Raw genomic sequence first — 17710 nt, 5'->3', positions numbered from 1 at the left:
CTTATGAGGAATCCGATATGAAGACTCTTCCTTTCCTGATCGCGAATGCCTGGCGCACCGGCCATGGTGCGCCGTTCCCCTCAATCAACCCGGCCGACGGAAGCGAAACCGCCATCATCGGTGGAGCGTCGTTGCAGGATGTCGACGACGCCGTGGCGGCCGCCCGGGTGGCTTTCCGCAACACCGACTGGCGCGGGCGCAAACATCACGAACGCGCCCGCCTCCTTTATCGCTTCGCCGATGGCGTGGAGGCGAGCCTGGAACGCCTCGCGCAGGTCCAGATGGAGGATAACGGCAAGACGCTTTCCGAATGCCGGGCGCAGGCGGCGAGTGCTGCCGCGACGTTCCGCTACTATGGCGCTGTCTGCGAGACATTCGAGAGCGAGGTCAACACGCAGCGCGGCCCGAGCATGACGATGACGGTATACGAACCAGTCGGCGTGGTCGCGGCCATCACGCCCTGGAACTCGCCGCTCACACTTGAAGCGCAGAAGCTGGCGCCAATCCTGGCCGCAGGCAATACGGTCATCCTCAAGCCGTCGGAAGTGACCTCCCGCGTCGCCTTGGAATATGCACGCATCGGCCTGGAAATCGGCTTGCCGCCGGGCGTGTTGAACGTCGTCACCGGCGCGGCGGATGTCGGCCGGGCCCTCGTCGACCATGACGGGATCGACATGGTCAGCTTTACGGGTGGCACAGCGTCCGGCCGGGCGATCGCCGAAACCTGCGCGCGCCGCCTGCGTCCGGTGGTGCTGGAGCTCGGCGGAAAGTCGCCGCACATCGTTTTCGCCGATTGCGATCTCGACCGGGCGCTCAAGGCGGTGGCGGCCGGCATTTTTGCCGGCGGCGGGCAGTCATGCATCGCCGGCTCACGCGTTTTCGTCGAGAGGGCTGTCTACCAAGATTTCATCTCGGCCTTTGCGGAGGCGGCGTGCAGCTACCGTTTGGGTGCTCCCGGCGCGGCGGACACCCGCATGGGGCCGATGGTCAGCTTCGGCCACCGCGCGTATGTGGCGCGTGCGGTCGAGATGGCGCGCAGCGAAGGCGGCGAGATTCTCGCGGGCGGCGCCGAGCCCGCCGACGGCGCCCTGGCGGAGGGCGCCTACTATCCGGCAACGGTCATCGCGGGTCTGACGAACCGTTCGAACGCGGCACAGCAAGAGATCTTCGGGCCCGTCGCAGTGGTGATCCCATTCGATGGGGAAGACGCCCTGATCGACCAGGCCAACGACAGCGATTTCGGCCTGGCGGCGGGCATCTGGACACGGGATTTCGCAAAGGCGTGGCGGGTCGCCCGCGCGATCCAGGCCGGCACGGTGTGGATCAACACCTACAAGGAAACCTCCATCTCGACGCCGTTCGGCGGCTTCAAGCAGAGCGGCCTCGGGCGGGAGAAGGGCCGGGACGGCATGAAAACCTACATGGAATCCAAAGGCCTGTACTGGCACGTCGGCTGACCTGCCGGCCCGAAGTTTTCGCAGGCGGCCCTGGCCGCGACATTCATCGATAGGAGATCTGGAAATGGCGACAACAGTTGAAGTAATGGCGGATGCGTTCAAGGAGGCGGGCACGCCGTTTCTGGTCGGCCATCCCGGCGGAGAATCCGTGGAGCTCATGGAGGCCGCCCGCCAGCGCGACATGCGGTTCATCCTCATGAAGCAGGAAACCGCCGGCGCGATGCTCGCGGCGACATGGGGCGAGATCACCGGCGCGCCGGGCGTATGCCTTTCGACACGCGGTCCGGGCGCCGCCAATATGGTCAACGGCGCGGCGCACGCCTTTCTCGACCGCGCGCCGCTGATCATGCTCACGGATCGCTATTCCCATCCCGAGCATGAAGTCGGGCTGCGCCAGCGCATCGACCAGCTCGCCGTCTATGCGCCGCTCGTCAAGTGGGGCACAACTATCGACGCACGCACGGTCCGGCAGCAGCTGCGCCGCGCGATGCGCACAGCCGTTGCCCCGGCGCCCGGCCCGGTCCAGTTCGACATTCCCCAGAGCGAGACGACCAAGGAAGCCACGGAATTGCGGGCCGAGCCGACATTGATGCCCAATGTTCTCTATCCGCAGGCAGATTCGGCAGCGCTCCGGCCGGTGCTCGATCGCCTGAAAGCCGCAAGACGACCGATCCTTCTGGCGGGTCTGGGCGTGCTATGGGACCGGGCGTCCGAAGGGCTGGTCAACTTGGCCGAGCGGCTGGGAGCGCCGGTTCTGGTGACGTCGAAATGCAAGGGCGCGATCCCGGAGGATCATCCCTTGCGCGCCGGCTGCATCATCGGCGGGTTGATTGAGCGCAAGCTCGTGATGGAGTCCGATCTCATCATCACCGTCGGCCTGGATGCGGTGGAGCTTCAGCCGAAGGCGTGGCCCTACGCCATCCCGGTTATCGCCCTATCAAGTACGCCTTCGCTGGATGCGCTCGTGCCTTCGCAGTTTGAGATCATCGGCAACCTGAATGTCCTGCTTGCGCAGGTGGCGGCGCTTTGCGGGCAGGGGGGCAATTGGGGCGAAAAGGCCGCAGCGGCATTCCGGACCGACGTGACCAACGCGCTCAACACGCCGAGCACCGGACTTTCGCCGCAAAGGGCCATGGAGGTTGCACGTAGCATCCTTCCGCGAGAAACCATTGCGACCTGCGATGCAGGGGCAAGCCGTCTCCTCGTCGTCCAGAAATGGCAATCCTACGGCCCGCGCGAGTTTCTGACGTCCAACGGATTGGGCTCGATGGGCTATGCGGTGCCGGGGGCGCTCGGCGCTCGGCTCGCGCATCCCGACCGGCCCGTGGTCGCCTTCACCGGCGACGGCGGTTTCCTGATGGCGGTCGCCGAGATCCAGACGTCGGTGCGCGAAAACCTGCCGATCATCATCGTGGTTCTGGATGACCAGCAGATCGGGCTGATCCGTGTCAAACAGGAGATCAAGGGCATTCCGCGCCACGGAATCGGCATCGGCGGGTGCGACTGGGAAAAGCTCGCACAGGGTTTTGGGGCGGATGGCGTCACCGTGGACACGGAGAACGGCCTGCAGGACGCCCTCAATGCCGCGTTGCGCTCGGGCAAGACGACGGTGATCGGCGTCAGGATTGACGGCTCGGGTTACGTGGAGCAGTTCAACGCCCTGCGCGAACTCTAGTCTGTGACGATCGAGGCCGGCCTTAATTCCATGCGGCCGGCCGGAACATCACCAGCGGATATTCAGAACGTTATGTTGCTGAAGGCCTTACGGTTTCGCTCCAACTCCATGCGGGTGCGGCGGATGTGGCTGTAGAGGGCTCTTTCTGAGTCCTCGACATTCCGCCGCTTGATCGCCTCCATGAGAAGGCGGTGCTCGCACTGGATGATCCAGAAGCGTTCCCGGCCGAGAAGCATCGTATAGGCCCGGCGATAATGCTGGGTCGTGTTCCAGATGCGCTCGATCATCGGGATGAGCGTCGGCATGGCCGTCGAGCGATAGCTTGCGAGATGGAATTGCCGGTCGAGCCTGAGGAACTCCTCGACATCGGTCGTGCTGTCGATGGCGGCGCAAATCTCTTCCAGGCCGAGAATATCCTCGTCGGTGAGGTGCGGCAGGCTTTCGCCGAGTGCAAGCGGCTCTATCCGCTCGCGGATCTTCCACATTTCCACGCATTCCGCGATATCGACGCGTGCGATCCAAACGCCGCTGTTGGGCACGATGACGACGAGCCCTTCGCTTTCGAGCTGCTTGAGGGCTTCGCGCACGGGCACGCGGCTGGTGCCGAATTGCGCGGCAAGCTCCTCCTGGCGAATACGCAGGCCCGGCGCGAATTCGCCGGTGAGGATTTTTTCGCGAATTTCTCCTGCGACCCGTAAGCCCAAGGTGGTGTCATTCATAAAGGCGGGCTCCTCCCGTACGCCGTGGGGCGTCAACGCAGATATAACAGACAATATCCGTCACCCGTCCACCACTGTTTCGCGACAAGCCTGGCATTTGTTTTCATCTAGGTCGCCGTGCCGGCAGGGTGCCAGAGGTGGCGCGATGTACCCGTTTCATAGGCCTTGCCCCGTGGAAAGCATACGAGTTCGAGCTGCATGCCCCAGGGGGCAAGGAAATAGACCCAGGTCTGGCCTGCGCTCGGGCCATCCGTCCGCACCACGGGCGTGCCGAGGATGCGGATGTCCCTTGCGCGCAGATAGTCGAGGGCAGCATCGATGTCATCGACATAGAAGGCGAGATGGTGCCCGCCGACATCGCTGTTGCGGGGCTGGCGCCTGTTCTGATCGGGAGAAGTGTATTCGAATATCTCGAAATTCGAGCCGTTCCCGCAGCGCAGGAATTTCAGCCGCTTCATGACGGCGCGCGGATGCACGTTGAGCGCCGTCTCCATCCAGTCTCCATCCGACGCGAACGGGCCGAGCTCGTAGAACGGTTCGCATCCGATGACGTTGACGAAGAAATCCACCGCCTGATCCAGGTCCGGAACCGTGAAGCCGATATGTTCCGTGCCCCTCAGGCCCGGCAGGCCGCGCCCCGCCGGAAGGCCGTCGTTCCGGTGGCTCTTGTCGTCTTCGGACATTCGGTCTCTCCCACAGGCAAAATCAGCAATGAATCCATTTTCAAATGATTGGATACATTTGTCTGTTTGTCGAGCATTTAAACGGCATAATTTGACGATTATTGCCGTTGAGTATCGATCCCTGAATATTTGTGGATACAATCCGTTGACATCGAATGCGGAAAATGAAAGCCTTGGCATAACAAGACCATCAGAAACGTGGGAACCACACCGGCTCAGCCGGGAAAATCCAGGTTGTCCGACACCGAGCGCGTGACGCTTCATATCGCCTGTCGTTTGCAAGCCTCTTGCAAGCCGTGGCTACGCTATTGTCTGTTGAGGGAAGAAACGCCGCAAACGAAGAACGTGTCGAGTTCCACGCGCTGGCTCGATTTTGGGACCACCAAGAAAGACTGGGATGGCGCGAAAGCCGCCGAGCTGGAAACCGTTCTGTCCTCCCTCCATCTCATCCGGGCCTTCGAGGAAGCGGTACTCGAACTGGCGAACGAGGGGCTGGTCAACGGACCGGCGCATTCCTCGATCGGGCAGGAAGGCGGGGCCGTTGGATCCATCCTGCCGCTCAGGCCGGACGACCAGATCAACGGTTCGCATCGCGGGCACCACCAGTTTCTGGCAAAGGCGCTGAACTATGTCGCGCCCGGTGGATTGCCCGTGGGTGCGGATTTTGACGGGTCCGTGGTGGCGCTTCTTCGCCGCTCGCTTGCCGAAATCATGGGGCTTGCGGAAGGTTTCTGCGGCGGGCGCGGCGGCTCGATGCATCTGCGGTGGTACGAGGCGGGGGCACTCGGCACCAATGCCATCGTCGGCGGCGGCGTGCCTTTGGCGGCGGGTGCTGCCTTCGCCCACAAGCAGTCCGGTACGGATGCCGTAGCGGTCAGCTATTTCGGCGATGGCGCCATCAACATCGGCTCGGTTCTGGAAACGATGAACCTCGCCGCCATCTGGCGCCTGCCGCTGTGTTTCTTCATCGAGAACAATCGTTACGCCGTCTCCACCAGCCTTGAGGAATCGACGGCGGAAACCCGGCTGGCGGCGCGCGGACAGGCCTTTGCCATTCCCTCCTGGCATGTCGACGGCATGGATCCGCTTGCAGTCAACCTCGCCATGAAAGAGGCGCTGGCGCATATGCGCGCCGGCAAGGGGCCGACGATCATCGAGGCGGATGTCTACCGCTATTTCCACCAGAACGGCTCCTTCCCCGGCAGCGCCTTCGGCTACCGCATGAAGGAAGAGGAAGAAGCCTGGAAGGCGCGCGACCCGCTGGACCGGGTGGCAAAGGAAATGATCACGCGTGGCCTGATCGACCAATCGGCCGTCGATGCGCTGAGGGCGCAGTGCAAGCAAGTCATGCAGGCGGTGATCGAAGAGCTGACGGATAGGGTCGACAATCGGCGGGCGATCAAGCCCGGCCTGTGGCCGAAGCCCGATTTCTGTGATGTCGGCGTGCGGAGCGACGGCTCGGAACTGGCGACGCTGCGTTATGTCGAGCAGTCCGGCTTTGCCGGCAGGATCGAGCAGCGCAAGTTCGTCGACGTCATTGCCGAAGTGCTCGACCGGCGCATGGAGACGGACGACAGCGTCATCATTCTCGGCGAGGACATTCACCGCCTGAAGGGCGGGACAAACGGCGCGACGCGCGGCCTCAAGGCAAAATATCCCGATCGCATCCTCGGCACGCCGATCAGCGAAAACGCCTTCATGGGGCTCGGCGGCGGCCTTGCCATGGACGGACGGTATCGCCCCATCGTCGAGTTCATGTATCCCGACTTCATGTGGGTCGCTGCGGACCAGGTGTTCAACCAGGTCGGCAAGGCTCGCCACATGTTCGGTGGCGATATCGCCATGCCACTGGTGCTGCGCACCAAGATCGCGATCGGCACCGGCTACGGGTCGCAGCATTCGATGGACCCGGCCGGCATCTTCGTGACCTCGCCGGGTTGGCGGATCATCGCGCCCTCGACGCCCTTCGACTATGTCGGCCTGATGAACACGGCGCTCGCCTCCAACGATCCCGTTCTGGTGATCGAGCATGTCGACCTCTACCAGGCGACGGGGCCGGCGGCGGCCGGCGATCTCGATTATTGCATCCCGTTCGGAAAGGCCGCTGTGCGGCGTCAGGGATCAGCTGCGACGATCCTGACCTATTCCGCGATGGTCCAGGCGACGCTCGATGCCGTGGCGGAGACCGGGCTGGATGCCGAGGTCATCGACCTCAGATGCCTCGACCGCGCAAGCATCGATTGGGACACGATCACCGACAGCGTGAAGAAGACGAACATGGTGATGATCGTCGAGCAGGGACCGCGCGGCTCGTCCTACGGCTCGTGGCTTGCCGACGAGATACAGCAACGCCTGTTCGACTGGCTGGATCATCCGATCGAACGGGTGACAGGCCGGGAAGCGTCGCCCTCCATTTCCAAGATTCTGGAGCGGGCGGCCTATGCCGGACGGGAAGAAATCGCGACCGCCCTGAAGGCTCTGCCGGAGCGGCGCAATGGCTGAGTTCCTGGTCCTCCCCTCCGTCGTTGCCAATGCGCGCGACGGGACGATCGCCCGCTGGCTGAAGGCCGAGGGCGACATGGTCGCCTCCGGCGAGGCCTTTGCCGAGATCGAAACGGACAAGGCCGTCATCGAAATCCCGAGCCCGAAGGCCGGGCGCATTGCACGCATATTGCATGGCGACGGCGCCACGGTCCCGGTCGAGACGCATATCGGCGTCTTGGCGGAGGCAAGCGAGGATGATGCCACGGTAACGGCCTTCCTGTCGGGCGCTGCACCGGTCGAGGAAGCGCCGCCGGCGGTCTCTGCTCCCGCGGCAACAGTCTCCGCACCGGCAATATCCGATCGGATTTTCGCGAGCCCGCATGCTCGACGTCTCGCACGGGAATCCGGCATTTCCCTAGCCGATCTCAGCGGAACGGGACCGCGCGGGCGCATCATGCGGGAGGATGTGGAGGCCTTTGTCGCCGCAAGTCTCGTGAAGCCCGCAGCCGTGCCGGCCGCCAAGGTCGTCGTTGCCGAGGAGCCTGCTCCGGTCGTCGCTGTGGACACCCCGCATGTGGCCACGCCGCATTCGCCGATGCGCCGCACGATCGCGCTGCGCCTTACGGAGGCCAAGCGGACAATTCCGCACTTTTATCTGAATGCAGACATCGCCATGGATGCGCTGATCGCCCTACGCGCGCAGATCAATGCGGAAAGGCCCGATGGGGGCAGGCTGTCCGTGACCGATTTTCTGGTGAAGGCGGCGGCAGTGGCGTTCGGGCTGGTGCCGGCCTGCAATGTCATCTGGACCGAGCCCGCGCTCCTGCAATTGCAGCGGACGGACATCTGCGTTGCGGTTTCGACGGAAGGCGGGTTGATCACGCCTGTCGTCAAGGATGTCGGCAACAAGTCGCTCTCCGTCGTCTCCCGCGAGATTGCGGAACTGGCGCTGCGTGCCCGCAACAGCACGCTCAGGCCCGACGAGTATCGCGGCGGGTCCTTCACCATCAGCAATCTCGGCATGCATGGCGTCAGCGATTTCACCGCGATCATCAACCCGCCGCAGGCTGCGATCCTGGCGGTCGGCGCGATCGAGGAGCGCATCGTCTCGCGAAACAGCACGGCGGTCAGCGCACGCATGATGCGCGTGACGCTGTCGCTCGATCATCGCGCGATAGACGGCGCGGTCGGGGCGCAGTGGCTCGCGAGCTTCAAGGAACTCGTCCAGAACCCGATGCAAATTCTCGTCTGAGATTAATCCGTACGAACGACCAACAATGAAAAGAGAGGAACATGATCATGCATAAATACATGAAGACGCTTCTTGCCGCCGGCGTCGTGGCGGCGGCCGGCCTTTCGGCGGCCGAGGCGCGCGACCTGACGGTCGTCGGCTTCGGCGGTGCGGTTCAGGATGCTTTCCGCGAAGCCTATTTCACGCCCTATGCCAAGGAAAAGGGCATCACGGTGCTGGAGGACACCACCAATGGCGGCCTCGCAAAGCAGAAGGCCATGGTCGAGGCCGGGAACGTCACCTGGGACGTCATGCAGATGGAGGACGACGAGGTCACCATGGCTTGCGAGCAGGGTCTGCTTGAAGACATGGACTGGTCGACCCGCGCGCATGCGGACGAAATCGACCCCTCCCAGTTCAAGGATTGCGCGGTCGGCGCGCTGAGCTGGGCAAACATCCTGACCTACGATGCCGGCAAGCTGACCGATGGCCCGAAGAACTGGGCCGACTTCTGGAATGTGGAAAAGTGGCCGGGCAAGCGCGGGCTGCGCAAGACGGCGAAGCTGACCATGGAAGTCGCCCTGATGGCCGACGGCGTAGCGCCCGCGGACGTCTACAAGGTCATCGCCACGAAAGAGGGGCAGGACAGGGCGTTTGCGAAGCTCGATGAGCTGAAGCCGCATATCCAGTGGTGGGAAAGCGGCGCGCAGCCGCAGGAATGGCTGTCGTCGGGCGATGTCGTGATGACGTCCGCCTATAACGGCCGCGTCGACACGGCGCAGAAGGAAGGCAAGAACTTCTCGATCATCTGGGACGGGCAGATCAATTCCGTCGAGTTCTGGGCGGTCATGAAGGGCACGCCGAACCTTGACCAGTCCATCGCCTTCGTGGAGTTCCTCATGTCGAAGGACCCGCAGGTGACCTTCGCCAACGCCATCGCCTACGGCGTCAGCAACGTCAAGGCGATGGAAGCCCTGCCGGCCGACCGCCTTGCCAAGCTTCCCTCCGCACCGGACAACCTCAAGAATGCCGTCCGGTTCAATTCGGAATTCTGGATCGACCATGGCGAGGAACTGGCGGAGCGTTTCGCAAGCTGGGTTGCCCAGTAATCCCGTCGCAACAACGTCTGAAATCCTGTCGGGCAGTCCCTGTCCGACAGGGTTTCCGGAGGCTCGAACCCAGATGACCCTGACCGTTCAAGACAGCGCCGAGACGCGAAAGCTGCGCCACGCCTGGGGCCGGGCCGGCAAGCGCCGGCGCACCATCTCGCTTCTGCTGGTGGCGCCGCTGTTCGTCTATGTCCTGCTAACATTCATGCTGCCGATCGGCATGATGCTCTACAACGCTGTCGAGAATGTCGAGCTGATGAGGGCCGTGCCGGAAACGACCGTCGCGCTCGGGCAATGGAAGCCGGAGAACCCGGACGAGCTGCCGCCCGATATCGTCTTCACGACATTCCTTCACGAGATTTCGGCTGCCCCGCGCAACCTTGTCGGCGAAGCGGCAAGGCGCTTGAACTATGAGGTGAGCGGCTATCGCACGCTTCTCACCAGCACCGTGCGCAAGCTGCGCACCATGTCCGAGAACCTCAGCGAAGAGGGTGCCGCACGGCGCTTCATGGCGGGCATCGATACGCGCTGGGAAGAGCCCGCCTACTGGCACGCGATGAAGCGGGCATCTTCCACCTACACGCCCTATTATATGCTGGCGGCGGTCGACCTTGGCATCGACGACGCCGGGCAGGTCGTGCAGGCGCCCGAGGAGCAGCGCACCTATATCGACATCCTCCTGCGCACCCTCAAGACTGCGGCGATCGTCACGGCGGTATGCGTGGTCCTGGGCTATCCGCTCGCCAACCTGATGGTCGTAGCATCACGGCCCTTCTCGATCGCGCTCATCATTGCGGTGATGCTGCCGTTCTGGACCTCGCTGCTGGCCCGGACCTCCGCCTGGATCGTGCTTCTTCAGCGCGAAGGGCTGGTCAACTCGCTTCTCGGCTATCTCGGGCTGATCCGGGAACCGCTGGAACTCATCTTCAACACCACCGGGCTCTATATCGTCATGATCCACATGATGCTGCCGTTCATGGTCCTGCCGCTCTATTCCGCGATGAAGGGCATCCCGCCGCATTTCATGAAGGCCTCGGCATCGCTGGGTGCGCATCCGGTCCGCGGTTTCCTGAACGTCTACCTGCCGATGACCTTGCCGGGCGTCGGCGCGGGTGTGCTGCTGACCTTCATCGTGACCGCCGGCTATTATATAACGCCGTCGCTGGTGGCGAGCGCGCGCGACCAGATGCTCGGCTATTTCATCGCCTTCTTTGCCAACACCACCATAAACTGGGGCATGGCGTCCGCGCTTGGCATCATCCTGCTCGCCTGCACCGTCGCCGTCTATTTCCTTGCAGCGCGCACGGTCGGCGTGCGCCAGCTGGCGGGGCTGAAATGATGCAGTACCGCCATAGAATCATGGCCCTGCGCGCCCTCTACTACGCCTTCGGCGTCGCGATGATGCTGTTTCTCGTCGTGCCGCTCCTCACCATCGTTCCCCTGTCTTTCAGCTCCGGCAGTTTCCTGTCCTATCCGCTGCCGGGCGTATCCACCCAATGGTACGAGCGCGTGTTCCAGGATGGGCCATGGCTCGGTTCGCTCAAGAACAGCCTGATCATCGGCGCGGTCTCGACGGTCGCCGCGACCGTTCTCGGCACGCTGGCCGCCTATGCCTTTGCCCGGCGCGACCTGCCGATCCCGACCGCCATCCTTGGCTTCCTCATCGCGCCGATGATCGTGCCGCCCGTCATCAGCGGCCTCGGCATGTATTTCCTGATGGCGAAGGTGGGGCTCACGGCCAGCATGCCGGGCGTCATCATCGCGCACACGGTTCTGTCGGCGCCCTTCGTGCTCATCACCGTCACCGCGACGCTGCAGGGTTTCGACATGGGGTTGCTGCGTGCGGCTGCAAGCCTCGGCGCGTCACCCGCCAGGGCATTCATGACTGTCCTCGTGCCCGTCATATCGCCGGGCATCATCTCGGGCGCGCTCTTTGCCTTCATGACGTCGTTCGACGAGGTCGTGGTGACGCTGTTCCTTGCCGGACCGACCCAGCGCACCCTGCCGCTCAAGATGTTCGAGGGACTGCGCGACAATATCGAACCTTCCATTCTGGCAATGGCGACATTCTTGATGCTCATTGCCGTCCTCAGCCTCGTCGCCGCGCTGTTCCTGGTGAACCGCAACGCAAGAAACCTCGGAAAGGCCTGACATGACCCAGCAGAACGAAATCCACATCCCCAACCCGCAGGCCGGCGTGGCGTTCATGGACGGCAGGTATATGCCGATTGGAGAGGCGAGCGTGCCGATCCTCGATCGCGGCTTCGTGCGGTCCGACGCCACCTACGACGTCGCCCATGTGTGGAAAGGACGCTTCTTCCGCCTCGACGACCATATCGAGCGCTTCTTCGCCTCGATGCGGGGCCTGCGCATGTCGCTGCCCTATACCCACCAGCAGATCGCCGACATCCTCATCGAATGTGTGAGCCTGAGCGGCCTGCGCGATTCCTATGTGCAGATGACCTGCACGCGCGGCATGCCGCCGGTCGGAAGTCGCGATCCGCGCCTGTGCACGCAGCGTTTCTATGCCTTCGCCGCTCCCTTCGTGTGGATCGCCAACGATGACCAGCGCCGACTGGGCGTCCCGATGATCGTCAGTTCCGTCCAGCGGATCCAGCCGCAGGCCGTGGACCCGCGCATCAAGAATTTCCACTGGCTGGATCTCACCATGGGCATTTTCGAGGCCTATGACCGGGATGCCTTCGTGGCCGTGCTGCGCGACGGCGAGGGCAACATCACCGAAGGCGCGGGCTTCAACGTCTTCGTGGTGAAGGACAATGTTCTCTGCACGCCGGTCAGCGGCGTCTTCGAGGGTATGACCCGGCGCACCGTCATCGAGCTTTGCGAGCAATTGCAACTGCGCTGCGAGGTACGCACGGTCGGGATCGACGAGATCCTCGGCGCCGACGAAATCTTCATGACCAGCACGGCAGGCGGCATCATGCCGGTGACGACGATCGACGGCAAAACGGTCGGCGCCGGCAAGCCGGGCGCGCTCACCACCCGCCTTCACGATCTCTACTGGCGCCGCCAGGAGGAAGGCTGGCTCGGCACCGAGGTTGCCTACAGGGATTAGAAACCGCGCGGCGGACGCGGCGGGAAAGCACTTGGAAACAGCGAATGCGCGGCGGTGCGCATGGAAGGTCTTATATGGAATCCGGCACGATCGTCGAGTTCGTCGGCGTACAGAAGACATATGACGGGCACACGGTCGTCATCCAGAATCTGGACCTGTCTGTCAGGCAGGGTGAATTTCTCACCCTGCTCGGAGGCTCCGGCTCCGGCAAGACGACGACCCTGATGATGCTGGCGGGGTTCGAAACGCCGACGCGCGGCCATATCCTCGTCAAGGGCAAGCCGATCGAGCATCTTCCGCCGCATCGCCGCGGCATCGGGGTCGTCTTCCAGAACTACGCCCTGTTTCCCCACATGACCGTGGCGCAGAACCTCGCCTATCCGCTGAGGATGCGCAGGAAAAGCCGTGTCGAGACGCAGATGAAGGTCGACAAGGCCATCGAGATGGTGCGGCTTCAAGGCATGCAGCACCGCCGGCCGGCCGAGCTGTCCGGCGGCCAGCAGCAACGCGTGGCGCTGGCCCGCGCGCTGGTGTTCGAGCCCGACCTCGTGCTGATGGACGAACCCCTCGGCGCGCTCGACAAGACGTTGCGCGAGCACATGCAATACGAGATCAAGCAAATCCATCGCGACCTCGGCGTCACGATGGTCTACGTCACGCACGACCAGTCCGAGGCACTCGCCATGTCCGATCGCATCGCCATTTTCCAGGCCGGTGCGGTCGCGCAGATCGCAAGCCCGCAGGAACTCTACGAACAGCCGGCGAGCGTCTTCGTCGCAGGCTTCATCGGCGAGAACAACATTTTGTCCGGCAAGTCCGCGGGACGGGACGAGAGTGGGCGCGGCGTCGTTCTCCTCGATTGCGGCCAATCGGTCCGCATGCAGGCATCCGCCGGTTTCGCGGACGCCGGAAAGCCTTTGAAACTTGCCGTGCGGCCGGAAAACCTGGTGATCGGCACCCCGGCGCGCGATCGTCTCAATCAATGTTCCGGCAAGATCGCCGACACGACCTATCTCGGCGACCACCTGCGCGCGCTCGTGGATATCGGCATGGGGCAGACGATGGTGGTCCGCAAGCCACTTCAGGATTTTGCCCGCCCGCCGGCAATCGGCGAGGACATCCTGATCGGCTGGAACGACGGCGACGGGCACGTCTTCGCCTGACAGGCACAAGGTTGGATTTAAACAGGAGAGGCCATATCGATGACGACGAATTCCAGGGACCGTGCATTGAGGGAGCGGGCACGCGCGGTGATTCCGGGCGGCATGTACGGCCATGAATCCGTGGCACTTCTGCCGGAGGATTTCCCGCAATTCTTCTCCCGCGGCGAGGGCGCGCGCATATGGGACGCCGACGGCAACGAATATGTCGACTATATGTGCGCCTTCGGCCCCAACCTTCTGGGATATCGCAATCCGGCGGTCGAAGAGGCTGCGAGCGCGCAAGCCGCACTCGGCGACACGCTGACCGGGCCGTCGGAGGCGATGGTGACGCTGGCGGAGGATCTCGTCTCGATGATCAGCCATGCCGCCTGGGCGATGTTCTGCAAGAACGGCAGCGACGCGACCTCCATGGCGATGGTGCTGGCACGCGCCCATTCCGGGCGGCGCAAGATTCTGGTCGCCCAGGGCGCCTATCACGGCGCCTCGCCCTGGAACACGCCCAACCCGAAGGGCACGCTGCCGGAGGACCGGGCGCATATCCTCTATTTCCGCTACGACGATCTCGATAGCCTGCGGGATGCCTTCCGCCAGGCCGATGGAGATGTTGCCGGCGTTTTCGCAACGCCGTTCCGGCATGAGGTCTTCGAGGACCAGTTCCTGCCTTCCGCCGAATTCGCCAGGGGCGCGCGGCAACTCTGCGACGACGCGGATGCCCTGTTGATCGTCGACGAGGTCCGGGCAGGTTTTCGCCTGGCGCGCGATGCGAGCTGGAGCCTGCTCGGCGTGGAACCCGACCTCACCACCTGGGGCAAGGTTCTCGGCAACGGCTATCCCATCTCCGCACTTCTCGGCTGCGAGAAGCTGCGCGCCGCCGCGTCCAGCATCTATGTCACGGGTTCCTTCTGGTTTTCCGCCGTGCCGATGGCCGCCGCCGTCGCGACGCTCGCGGTCGTCAGGACATCGGACTATTTGGAACGCATGATCGCGCGTGCCGAGGAGATGCGCAAAGGCATTGCTGAGCAGGCTGCCGCGCACGGCTTCGGCATCCGCCAGACCGGCCCCGCGCAAATGCCGCAGATCTTTTTCGCCGACGATCCGGACATGCGCATCGGCTATTTCTGGGCTGCCGCCGCTGTGCGAAGAGGCGTTTACCTGCACCCCTACCACAACATGTTCGCGACCTCGGCGCTGACGGAAGCGGATATCGCCAAAACGCTCGCCGCCACGGATGAGGCTTTCGCGGAGTTGAAGCGCGCATGGGCCAATATCCCACCGCAACCCAATCCCGCCGTTCTCGCGCGTATCAAGGCGAAGGCGTTGCTCAGCCCGCGCTGACGGCATCGTCGACATAACGAAACCTGGAATTCGGAATGGATCACGGCGTATGACGCGCCGTGGTCCATTTTGCCGTTGCTGTCGTGCTTTAAACGATCCGGCAAAAGCACACCCTAAAGCGCTTTAAATCGCAGCGACATCATTACGATCTGAAAGCGGCCGTTCCCTATGCGCGGTCGCCTGGACGTCGCACGCTGTAGCACCTGCATTTTGCTTGTACCGCCACCACCTCGCGCTCCCTGAAATAGCGTGTGTCCGAGTGCCTCGGACCCTCGAAGAAGGATTGACCGCCCCCAGATTACGCATTATGCATAATAACTGACTGTGAAGGGCGCCTCACGAACCGCCGGCCGGGCCGGGCGGTCTGGACGCAGGCGAGGCCCTTGTCTTCAAGCGGAGGAAATCGATGAATATGGAAGTACAGCCGGGCACCGGCATCACGGATCGTCCCCCCGAGGGCGTCATCACCGACGAGGCGATCGCCGAGGCTCGCGCCATGATCGGCCTGCAGCTGCGCCCGGAAGGGCCGTATCTGCAGGATGCGACGGCCGACACGATGCGCAACTTCTGCAACGGCATCGGCGATCTCAATCCGCTCTACCGTGACCTGGAGTATGGCCGCAACACGCGCTACGGCGCCCAGGTCGCCCATCCGATGTTCCCGATGGCCTATGGTTATGTCGGGCGCACGCGCTGGGGCCTGCCGGGTGTGCACGGCTTCTTCGCCGGCCATGACTGGGAGCTGTTCCGCCAGGTGAAGGCGGACGACCGCATCTCGGCGGTGGAGCGCGTCGTCGGCGTCGAGGAGAAGGAGAGCAAGTTCTCCGGCCGCCTGGTGCTGCAATATGTCGAGGCGAGCTATGTCAACCAGCGCAACGAGCTGGTGGCGCGGTGCCTCGGCTTCTGCACGCGCCATGAGCGCAAGGCCGCCCGCGAGACGGGCAAGTACAAGGACATCAAGGCGCACGAATATACGCCGGAGGACTACGAGAAGATCGAGGCGGCGACGCTCGGCGAGGCGGACAACATCCGTGGCGAGAACGTGCGCTACTGGGAGGACGTGAGGGAGGGAGAAAGCCTTCCGACCGTGCTGCGCGGCCCGCTGTCGCTGATGGACACGATGGGCTTCATGGTGGGCGTCGGCCGTGGACACACGCACGGCATCCTGTTCCGCCGGGCGGCAAAACATCCCAAACACTTCTTCCGCTCGGACGATGCGGGCGGCGGTGTCGAATATACCGGCATCGGGCATGCGCGTGAATCGGTGGCCAAGCAGGTGGGTGTTCCCGGCGCCTACGATTACGGCCCGCAGCGCACGACGTGGATGGCGACGCTGGTGACGAACTGGATGGGCGACGCGGCCTTCCTGAAGCGGCTTCGTGTCGAGGCGCGGCGGTTCAACATCATGGGGGATTCGACCTGGCTGAAGGGCAAGGTGGAGCGCAAGTACATCAAGGACGGGCACACGCTGGTCGATCTTGAGATCTGGGGCGAGAACCAGCGCGGCGAGATCACCACGCCGGGCAAGGCCACCGTGCTTCTGCCCTCGCGCGACATCACCATGCCGATCCGCTTCGACGGAGCAGCCGTCAACCTCGATCTGCCTGTCGTCAGATAGAGGCGCAAGGGCCGTATTTCGAATGTCTTTCATCCGGCTGTGGGAGCAGCCGGATCAATGCCGGACATAGCGCAGGTTCAATGGGAGGAGAAAAATGAAAATGTCGACTAACCTGTTCAAAGTGCTTCTGCTGGGTGCAACGCTCGGATTTGCGGCGACGCAGGCCGCAAGCGCCCAAAGCTGGGATGAAATCACCGCCGCCGCAGAGAAAGAAGGCACGGTGGTCTTCTACCACAACATTCTGGCCACCGGCGTCGAGCCGGTCATCCAGGCCTTCAATGCGGACTATCCCAACATCAATGTCGAGCAGATTCGCCTGGGGAGCGAAGCCGTTACCGAGCGTTTCGGCACCGAGTTCCTTGCGGGCCGCAATCTCGCCGACGTCGTCATGACCAATCCGGACGACGACACCGCGGCCGGCATGAAAAACGGCTGGGCGCTGAAATGGGTCCCGCCGGAATTCGCAGACAATTTCGATCCGCAATACAATGACGGCGACCTGAACTTCACCATCCAGCATTCCCGCCAGATCCTGATCTGGAACAAGACGCTGGTTTCCGACGCCGATGCGCCCAAGGACTGGCAGGACATGCTCGATCCGAAGTTCAAGGGCAAGGTGGGCATGAGCCCGCCGTGGCGGTCCACCGCCATCCTGCAATTCGTCGGCTTCATCCAGGACAAGGTCGGCATCAAGGACTTTGCCGAGAAGCTGCGGGAGAACGACGTGCAGTTCTTCGACGGCTCGGGTGGCGTCGTGCAGGCCATCCTGCGCGGCGATATCGCCCTGGCCGAAATGAGCGACCTGCCGATCGACGGCATGATCAGTGACGGCGCGCCGATCGGCTTCATCTATCCGGCATCCGGCACCACGACGGCGGGCAAGATTGTCTTCGCCGCCGCCAAGGCACCGCATCCGAACGCTTCCAAGGTCCTGCTGAACTGGCTTCTCAGTGACAAGGGCCAGCGCGCCCTGGTGACGAACAACGGCATGTCGGTGACGCGCAAGGGCATGCCGGCGCTCGCCAACCTTCCGAATACCGGCGACATTCCCAACGCCATTTCCGGCGAAACGCTGCTCACCGAAGAGCGGGCGACAGAGATCGTCGGACAGTGGCGCAAGGTGTTCGGCGTTCAATAAGCCGGGCAGTCGATCGTCGAAA

Annotated in this window: 14 protein-coding genes; 12 read left to right on the top strand and 2 right to left on the bottom strand. The window is 63.3% G+C overall.

Features of this window, described 5'->3' with window-relative positions:
- Positions 1-17 precede the first annotated feature (17 nt).
- Positions 18-1457 carry an aldehyde dehydrogenase family protein gene (locus GB927_RS03040; protein ID WP_256115086.1) on the top strand — a complete coding sequence of 480 codons (1440 nt, stop codon included), beginning with the start codon at positions 18-20 and terminating at the stop codon, positions 1455-1457.
- A 64-nt stretch (positions 1458-1521) separates the two neighbouring features.
- Positions 1522-3132 carry a thiamine pyrophosphate-binding protein gene (locus GB927_RS03035; RefSeq protein ID WP_256115085.1) on the top strand — a complete coding sequence of 537 codons (1611 nt, stop codon included), beginning with the start codon at positions 1522-1524 and terminating at the stop codon, positions 3130-3132.
- A gap of 62 nt (positions 3133-3194) precedes the next feature.
- Here the strand turns inward: GB927_RS03035 and GB927_RS03030 are convergent, their stop codons facing one another.
- Positions 3195-3851 (bottom strand): GntR family transcriptional regulator, encoded by a 657-nt coding sequence (locus GB927_RS03030; RefSeq protein ID WP_256115084.1) that lies wholly within the window; start codon positions 3849-3851, stop codon positions 3195-3197.
- A gap of 107 nt (positions 3852-3958) precedes the next feature.
- Positions 3959-4534, bottom strand: coding sequence for a VOC family protein (locus tag GB927_RS03025; protein WP_256115083.1), 576 nt, complete (start codon positions 4532-4534; stop codon positions 3959-3961).
- A 345-nt stretch (positions 4535-4879) separates the two neighbouring features.
- Between GB927_RS03025 and GB927_RS03020 the strand changes: the two genes are divergently transcribed.
- The 10 genes from GB927_RS03020 to GB927_RS02975 all read left to right on the top strand — a co-directional run bounded on the left by GB927_RS03020 (position 4880) and on the right by GB927_RS02975 (position 17688).
- Positions 4880-7036, top strand: a complete 2157-nt coding sequence (locus GB927_RS03020; RefSeq protein WP_256115082.1) for an alpha-ketoacid dehydrogenase subunit alpha/beta — start codon at positions 4880-4882, stop codon at positions 7034-7036.
- Positions 7029-8270 carry a dihydrolipoamide acetyltransferase family protein gene (locus GB927_RS03015; protein ID WP_256115081.1) on the top strand — a complete coding sequence of 414 codons (1242 nt, stop codon included), beginning with the start codon at positions 7029-7031 and terminating at the stop codon, positions 8268-8270. Before GB927_RS03020 ends, GB927_RS03015 begins: the two co-directional genes overlap by 8 nt.
- Positions 8271-8311: 41 nt before the next feature.
- Complete coding sequence (locus GB927_RS03010) at positions 8312-9358, top strand: ABC transporter substrate-binding protein (RefSeq protein ID WP_256115080.1); 1047 nt, start codon at positions 8312-8314, stop codon at positions 9356-9358.
- Between the two features lie 73 nt (positions 9359-9431).
- Entirely contained in the window at positions 9432-10697 is a 1266-nt protein-coding gene (locus GB927_RS03005; RefSeq protein WP_256115079.1) for an ABC transporter permease, read from the top strand.
- Between the two features lie 20 nt (positions 10698-10717).
- Positions 10718-11509, top strand: a complete 792-nt coding sequence (locus GB927_RS03000; protein ID WP_256115078.1) for an ABC transporter permease — start codon at positions 10718-10720, stop codon at positions 11507-11509.
- Position 11510: 1 nt separating this feature from the next.
- The gene (locus tag GB927_RS02995; RefSeq protein ID WP_256115077.1) at positions 11511-12434 is read left to right on the top strand and encodes an aminotransferase class IV; all 924 of its coding nucleotides are present in this window, start codon (positions 11511-11513) and stop codon (positions 12432-12434) included.
- Between the two features lie 74 nt (positions 12435-12508).
- Positions 12509-13597 carry an ABC transporter ATP-binding protein gene (locus tag GB927_RS02990; RefSeq protein WP_256115076.1) on the top strand — a complete coding sequence of 363 codons (1089 nt, stop codon included), beginning with the start codon at positions 12509-12511 and terminating at the stop codon, positions 13595-13597.
- Positions 13598-13636: 39 nt separating this feature from the next.
- Positions 13637-14932 (top strand): aminotransferase class III-fold pyridoxal phosphate-dependent enzyme, encoded by a 1296-nt coding sequence (locus tag GB927_RS02985; RefSeq protein ID WP_256115075.1) that lies wholly within the window; start codon positions 13637-13639, stop codon positions 14930-14932.
- A 406-nt stretch (positions 14933-15338) separates the two neighbouring features.
- Positions 15339-16550, top strand: coding sequence for an FAS1-like dehydratase domain-containing protein (locus GB927_RS02980; RefSeq protein WP_256115074.1), 1212 nt, complete (start codon positions 15339-15341; stop codon positions 16548-16550).
- Positions 16551-16644: 94 nt separating this feature from the next.
- Positions 16645-17688, top strand: a complete 1044-nt coding sequence (locus GB927_RS02975; protein WP_256115073.1) for an ABC transporter substrate-binding protein — start codon at positions 16645-16647, stop codon at positions 17686-17688.
- Positions 17689-17710: the final 22 nt, after the last annotated feature.

Source organism: Shinella lacus, assembly GCF_010994755.1.
GTDB lineage: Bacteria > Pseudomonadota > Alphaproteobacteria > Rhizobiales > Rhizobiaceae > Shinella > Shinella lacus.
This window is presented reverse-complemented; position numbering and strand designations above follow the sequence as displayed.

What these genes read in the sequence shown, in the direction of transcription:
- GB927_RS02985 (WP_256115075.1), top strand. Translation starts at nt 13,637, where the DNA reads ATGACGACGAATTCCAGGGACCGTGCATTGAGGGAGCGGGCACGCGCG.
- GB927_RS02975 (WP_256115073.1), top strand. Translation starts at nt 16,645, where the DNA reads ATGAAAATGTCGACTAACCTGTTCAAAGTGCTTCTGCTGGGTGCAACG.
- GB927_RS03035 (WP_256115085.1), top strand. Translation starts at nt 1,522, where the DNA reads ATGGCGACAACAGTTGAAGTAATGGCGGATGCGTTCAAGGAGGCGGGC.
- GB927_RS03015 (WP_256115081.1), top strand. Translation starts at nt 7,029, where the DNA reads ATGGCTGAGTTCCTGGTCCTCCCCTCCGTCGTTGCCAATGCGCGCGAC.
- GB927_RS03005 (WP_256115079.1), top strand. Translation starts at nt 9,432, where the DNA reads ATGACCCTGACCGTTCAAGACAGCGCCGAGACGCGAAAGCTGCGCCAC.
- GB927_RS03025 (WP_256115083.1), bottom strand. Translation starts at nt 4,534, where the DNA reads ATGTCCGAAGACGACAAGAGCCACCGGAACGACGGCCTTCCGGCGGGG.
- GB927_RS03040 (WP_256115086.1), top strand. Translation starts at nt 18, where the DNA reads ATGAAGACTCTTCCTTTCCTGATCGCGAATGCCTGGCGCACCGGCCAT.
- GB927_RS03000 (WP_256115078.1), top strand. Translation starts at nt 10,718, where the DNA reads ATGGCCCTGCGCGCCCTCTACTACGCCTTCGGCGTCGCGATGATGCTG.
- GB927_RS03010 (WP_256115080.1), top strand. Translation starts at nt 8,312, where the DNA reads ATGATCATGCATAAATACATGAAGACGCTTCTTGCCGCCGGCGTCGTG.
- GB927_RS03030 (WP_256115084.1), bottom strand. Translation starts at nt 3,851, where the DNA reads ATGAATGACACCACCTTGGGCTTACGGGTCGCAGGAGAAATTCGCGAA.
- GB927_RS02995 (WP_256115077.1), top strand. Translation starts at nt 11,511, where the DNA reads ATGACCCAGCAGAACGAAATCCACATCCCCAACCCGCAGGCCGGCGTG.
- GB927_RS02990 (WP_256115076.1), top strand. Translation starts at nt 12,509, where the DNA reads ATGGAATCCGGCACGATCGTCGAGTTCGTCGGCGTACAGAAGACATAT.
- GB927_RS02980 (WP_256115074.1), top strand. Translation starts at nt 15,339, where the DNA reads ATGAATATGGAAGTACAGCCGGGCACCGGCATCACGGATCGTCCCCCC.